Source organism: Amycolatopsis anabasis, from assembly GCF_009765355.1.
GTDB classification, from domain to species: domain Bacteria; phylum Actinomycetota; class Actinomycetes; order Mycobacteriales; family Pseudonocardiaceae; genus Amycolatopsis; species Amycolatopsis anabasis.
Window position 1 is genome coordinate 1 of record NZ_VTHK01000128.1, and the last position, 5191, is coordinate 5191.

Genomic DNA, 5191 nt, shown 5'->3' on the forward strand with positions numbered 1-5191 from the left:
TTCCGTTGTGGTGGCAGTTCTTCGGGCCGCAGAGCTACCAGTCCCTCGAACACGGCCCGAAGGGCAACGACCTCAGGGCGTTCACCGCGTTCGCGACGGATTCGCTCGCCGGAACCGGCACCTCGGCCCGCGGCCTCGCCATGAACCGCACCGAGGAGAACGCCTTCTTCGGCTGGCCGCTGGTGACGCTCCTGGTCCTGATCGCCGCCTGGCTGTGGCGGAACGTCGTCGCGCGCTCGGCCGCGATCGCCCTGTTCGTGCTGGCGGTGCTGTCGCTCGGGGTCGAACTGACCGTCGCGCGCAAGCCGACCGGGATCCCGTTGCCGTGGTCCTGGCTCGCGGACCTGCCGCTGCTGGAATCCGTGCTGGAGTCCCGGTTCGCGCTCGGCTGCGTCCCGGCCATCGGCGTGCTGCTCGCCCTGGCCACCGAACGCGTGCTGCGCGCGACACCCGCCGGCAGCGAATGGCGCGGCCACCTCCGGATGATCTGGGCCGCGGTCCTGGCGTTCGCCCTGCTGCCGATCGTGCCCGCCGGGTTGCCGGCACACGAGCGCGCCGAGACTCCGGCGTTCTTCGCCCAGCACGACTGGCGTGGCCTCGTGCGGCCGGGCCGGTCCCTGGTGACCGTGCCGCCGCCGGACACCGGCGACGCGGAGGCGCTGCACTGGCAGGTCGAGGCGGGTCTCGGTTTCCCGCTCGCCGAGGGATACTTCGTCGGCCCCAACGAACACGATCGCCGGGGCCGGTACGGGGCGGTCCGGCGGCCCACCTCCAACCTGCTCGAGCGGATCGCCGAAACGGGGACCCTCCCGGACATCGACCTGGGCACCCGGCTCGCCGCCGTGGACGATCTGCGGTACTGGCGCGCGGATCTGGTGGTGCTCGGCCCGCACCGCCGGGCGACCACGCTGCGGTTCGCGGTCGAACGGCTCCTGGGGCGGCCCGGAACCGCGCTCGGCGGGGTCTGGGTGTGGGACGTGCGCGATCTTGTCACCTGAGCATCAAGTCGCGGTCATAGCGGGCTCAACGCCCGCACATATCCGGCTTCCGCGGACCCGCGCGGGCTGGATCCTCAGTATCGTCGCGAGCCGGTGAGCGACCCCAGAAGGAAGGTCCATGGCAGAACCGCGGATCCGGATCACCGGCCTGGGCAAGTCCTACGGCCACGTGGTCGCGCTGGACGGCGTCGACCTGCTGGTGGCGGGTGGGACCGTGGTGGGGGTGCTGGGGCACAACGGCGCCGGGAAGACGACCCTGATCGACGTGCTGAGCACCAAGGCCCGCCCCAGCGCCGGGCGGGCCGAGGTCTGCGGGCTGGACGTGGTGCGCGACGGGCACGAGGTCCGCCGGCGGATCGGGCTCACCGGGCAGTTCGCGGCGGTCGACGACGCACTGTCCGGTGTGGACAACCTGGTGCTGGTCGCCCGCCTGCTGGGCGCCAGCCCCCGGCAGGCCAGGGCGCGCGCCGCGGAACTGGTCGACGCGTTCGGCCTGGCCGAGGTCGCCGGCCGCCCGGCCCGCACCTATTCCGGCGGCCTGCGCCGCCGCTTGGACCTGGCCGCCAGCCTGGTGGGCGCCCCCGAGGTGCTGTTCCTCGACGAGCCGACCACCGGGCTGGACCCGGTGAGCCGCACCGGGTTGTGGGCACTGGTCGAACGGCTCGCGGCCGGTGGGACCACCATCGTGCTCACCACGCAGTACCTGGAGGAGGCGGACCGCCTCGCCGATCAGATCGTGGTGCTGGCCCTGGGTCGGGTCGCCGTGTCCGGGACCCCCGCCGACCTCAAGGCGCGGCTGGGCAACCGGACCGCGACGATCACTTTCGCCGACGAACGCACGGCACGGCGGGCCTCGCACGCGCTCGACCGGCTGGGCATGCGCCCCGCGTTGCGCGCGCCGGAGCGGGCCGTGGTCACCTCGATCGCCGCGCCCGGCGACATCGCGGTCCTGGTGCGGGTGCTCGACGCCGAGGAGGCCGAGATCCGCGATCTGAAGGTCTCCGAACCGACGCTGGACGACGTCTATCTGTCCCTGCACCGGTCCGCCGGGAGCCGGTCATGACGACGGCGTGGCGCGGGGCCGCCTTTCCGGTCCAGGTCCGGGTACTCGCCGCCCGTTCGCTGCGCACGGCGTTCGGCGACCGGCGGCTGGTGTTCTTCGGCCTGCTGCAACCGGTCGTCCTGCTCCTGCTGTTCAGCCAGGTCTTCGACGGCATCGGGACGCTTCCCGGCCTGGCGGGCTACCACGGCTACATCAACTTCCTGATGCCGGCGACCTTGATCAACATCGCGATGACCACGGCGATGAGTTCCGGGGCGGGGCTGCTCGGCGAGGTCTACACCGGGTTCCTCGGCCGGTTGCGGAGCCTGCCGATCAGCCTGTTCTCCGTGCTCGTGGCGCGGACGCTCGCCGACGCGGCGCGGCTGGCCGTGCAACTGGTCGCGACCCTGGTCGCGGGCATGCTGTTCCTCGGTTTCCGCCCGGGTGGCGGGTTCGCGGGCGTCACCGCCGCGTTACTGCTCGCGCTGGTCGTGGGCTGGGGGTTGTCCTGGATCTTCGTCGCGATCTCCACCTGGGTGCGCAAACCCGAGACCATGCAGGCCGTGTCGTTCATCGCGATGTTCCCGCTGATGTTCGGTTCCAGCGCGTACCTGCCGGTGGACACCATGCCGGTGTGGGTGCGGGTGCTGTCGCTGCTGAATCCGGTCACCTACGCGATCGACGCGACCCGCGCGCTGGCCCTGGGGCGGCCGGTCGGCTCGGCGCTCGCGGCGGCGCTCGGGCTGGCGCTGGTGACCGCGGCCCTCGGTGGCGCGCTCGCGGCGCGGAACTTCCGGCGGCCGTCCTGAGGCGTTATCTGGCCTCGAGGTGACAACTCCCGCGCGCGAGTTTGTGGGTGGCGTACGAACCGCCCGGAACTCGCGAAGCGGTTCGGTAACGAGCCGCGAAAAAGTGCGCTACTCGTCAGTAGAGTCCGGGCATGGCAGTGCGCATCGGCCTGATCGGGCCATTGGAAGTCTTCTCCGGCGGAGCGGAGGTCACCCCGTCCCAGCCGAAGATCCGCCAGCTGCTGGCGTTGCTGGCGGTGAACACCGGCACGGTCGTGCGCCTGGAAACCCTGACCGCGGAGCTGTGGGGGCAGGCGCCCACCGAGAAGCTCACGCGCGCCATCCGGACCTACATCTCGGAGTTGCGCCGCCTGCTGCACGCCTCCCCGGACTGCGAACTCGTGCACACCCGGCGGGTCGGCTACCGGCTGCACCTCGACCCGTCGGCCGATCTCGACGTCCAGACCCTGCACGATTTCCGCGCCACAGCGGAGAAGCAGTTGCGGCACAAATCCTTGTCCGAAGCTTCCCGTACGCTGCGGTCCGCGGTGGAACTCTGCCGGGGTGAGGCGCTCTCGGACGTCTCGCTGGGGCCGATCCTGCGCGAGCACAAGACCCGGCTGGATTCCGCTCGGGCCGGGGTGCTCGATCTCTATCTGCGCACGTGCCTCGAACTCGGCCGCCCGGACGCGGTGCTCGAGCAGGCGGACCGGATCGCGCGGGAGGACACGCGGCACGAGGAGGTCTACGCGAGCCTGCTGCTCGCGCTGGCCGCCTCCGGCCAGCACGCGGAGGCGGCGGAGACCTACCACGCGTTGCGCCGCAAGCGGATCGAGCGGACCGGGATGGAACCGGGACCGGTGCTGCGCAAGGCGTTCCAGCGGGTGGTCGGTGGCGAACCGGATCCGGCCGCGCCGCGGCGGGCCGGGGTCGTTCCGGCGCAACTGCCCCCGGAACCCCTCGATTTCCTGGGTTTCGACCGGGAACTGCGGGCCGTGTCGGCGGCGCTGACCTCGGCGGATCGCCCCAGGGTGGTCGCGGTCGTCGGCTCCCCCGGCTCCGGGAAGACCACGTTCTGCGCCCGGGTGGCCAACCAGGCGAGCGGCTACTTCCCCGACGGGCAACTGCACGTGGATCTGGACCGGTGCGGGATCGCCGAGGCGCTGGGCGGTTTCCTGACCGCGTTGCGGCCGGACGCCGAGATTCCGGACAACACGCAGCACCGGGCCCGGCTGTTCCGGGAATGGACCCGGGACAAGCGGGTGCTGGTGTTCGCCGACAACGTGCGCTCGGCCGACGACTTCGACCTGCTGCGGCCCGGATCGGCGACGAGCGGTCTGCTGCTCGCGTGCCCGCTCCGGCTGCCGGTGGAGACCGGTACCGCGATCCTCGACCTGCCCCGGATGTCCCGGGAGAACCTGCTGGAACTGTTCGCCGCGCGGGCCGGTCACGCCCGGATCGGCCGCGAGCAGGAGGAAGCCCGCGCGCTGGTGAACCGGTGCTTCGGGCTCCCGCTGGCGGTCAGCGCGCTCGCCGCGCAGCTGCGCGTCCGTCCACATTGGTCACTGGCGAAGCTGCTGGGTAGGCTGTCCGGAGTAGCGGGGATGGACCTGCTGGCGGCCGGGGGTTTCGATTTCCGGGCGAGCGTGGCACGGTGTGCCAAGGCGCTCACCGACACCGAATTCGACGGCCTGGCCGCGATCGTCCGGCACGGCCCGCGGCCGGAAGCGCTGTCGGTCTCCTGGACCGCCGGTGCCCTGGGCACCACACCCGAGGTCGCGGAACACCTGCTGGAGCGCTTGGTCGAGGTGCGCCTGGCCGATCCGGTTTCCGCCGGTGAGGCTCCGGGGTGTTACCGCTACCGGGTCAATCCGCTCTACCAGTTGGCGGTACGCGAAATCCCCGGCCGATCGCCGATCGCGGTCCGGCATCTCGCCAGCGCTTCGTCGGCGTAGCAAAGAGGAGGCAATCTCGTGCGCAGGACAGAGTTGTCCCGCAGGTCGTTGGCCCGCAGGCTCGCGCGTGCCCTGCGGCGGCGGAAGGCGCTCGCCGCGCTCGGTGGCACCCTGGTCGTGCTGCCCGCCGCCGTCACCGGCAGCGGTGTCGCGGTCTGGGCCGGGGGTACCGGCGGCAAGCACGCCGTGGAAACCGCGCTGGTGGGCGGATTCCGGCCGGACCTGCCGATGGTGGGCGTGGACGGCAGCCTGCCCTCGGCGCCGACCCCGGAGGACCTGACCGTACCGGCCCGGTACCCGGGTTCCGCCGCGCCGAGCGGGCCGCTGGGGATTCCGGGCACCGCGCTGCAGGCGTACCGGAACGCGGCCGACATCCTGGCCCGGGAGCAGCCGAACTGCCACATCGAC

Annotated in this window: 3 protein-coding genes and 2 pseudogenes; all 5 read left to right on the top strand. The window is 72.1% G+C overall.

What is annotated here, in order from left to right:
- Nucleotides 1–998: pseudogene (locus tag FXO23_RS50150) on the top strand (glycosyl transferase); the annotation flags it as partial.
- A gap of 118 nt (nt 999–1116) precedes the next feature.
- Nucleotides 1117–2061 carry an ATP-binding cassette domain-containing protein gene (locus FXO23_RS50155; RefSeq protein ID WP_158896234.1) on the top strand — a complete coding sequence of 315 codons (945 nt, stop codon included), beginning with the start codon at nt 1117–1119 and terminating at the stop codon, nt 2059–2061.
- The gene (locus FXO23_RS50160; protein ID WP_158896235.1) at nt 2058–2849 is read left to right on the top strand and encodes an ABC transporter permease; all 792 of its coding nucleotides are present in this window, start codon (nt 2058–2060) and stop codon (nt 2847–2849) included. Before FXO23_RS50155 ends, FXO23_RS50160 begins: the two co-directional genes overlap by 4 nt.
- Nucleotides 2850–2980: 131 nt before the next feature.
- Nucleotides 2981–4783, top strand: a complete 1803-nt coding sequence (locus FXO23_RS50165) for an AfsR/SARP family transcriptional regulator (protein ID WP_158896237.1) — start codon at nt 2981–2983, stop codon at nt 4781–4783.
- Between the two features lie 18 nt (nt 4784–4801).
- Nucleotides 4802–5191 (top strand): annotated as a pseudogene (locus FXO23_RS52145) (lytic transglycosylase domain-containing protein); the annotation flags it as partial.

Coding starts and splice junctions, on each gene's coding strand:
- FXO23_RS50155 (WP_158896234.1), top strand. CDS start 1,117: ATGGCAGAACCGCGGATCCGGATCACCGGCCTGGGCAAGTCCTACGGC.
- FXO23_RS50160 (WP_158896235.1), top strand. CDS start 2,058: ATGACGACGGCGTGGCGCGGGGCCGCCTTTCCGGTCCAGGTCCGGGTA.
- FXO23_RS50165 (WP_158896237.1), top strand. CDS start 2,981: ATGGCAGTGCGCATCGGCCTGATCGGGCCATTGGAAGTCTTCTCCGGC.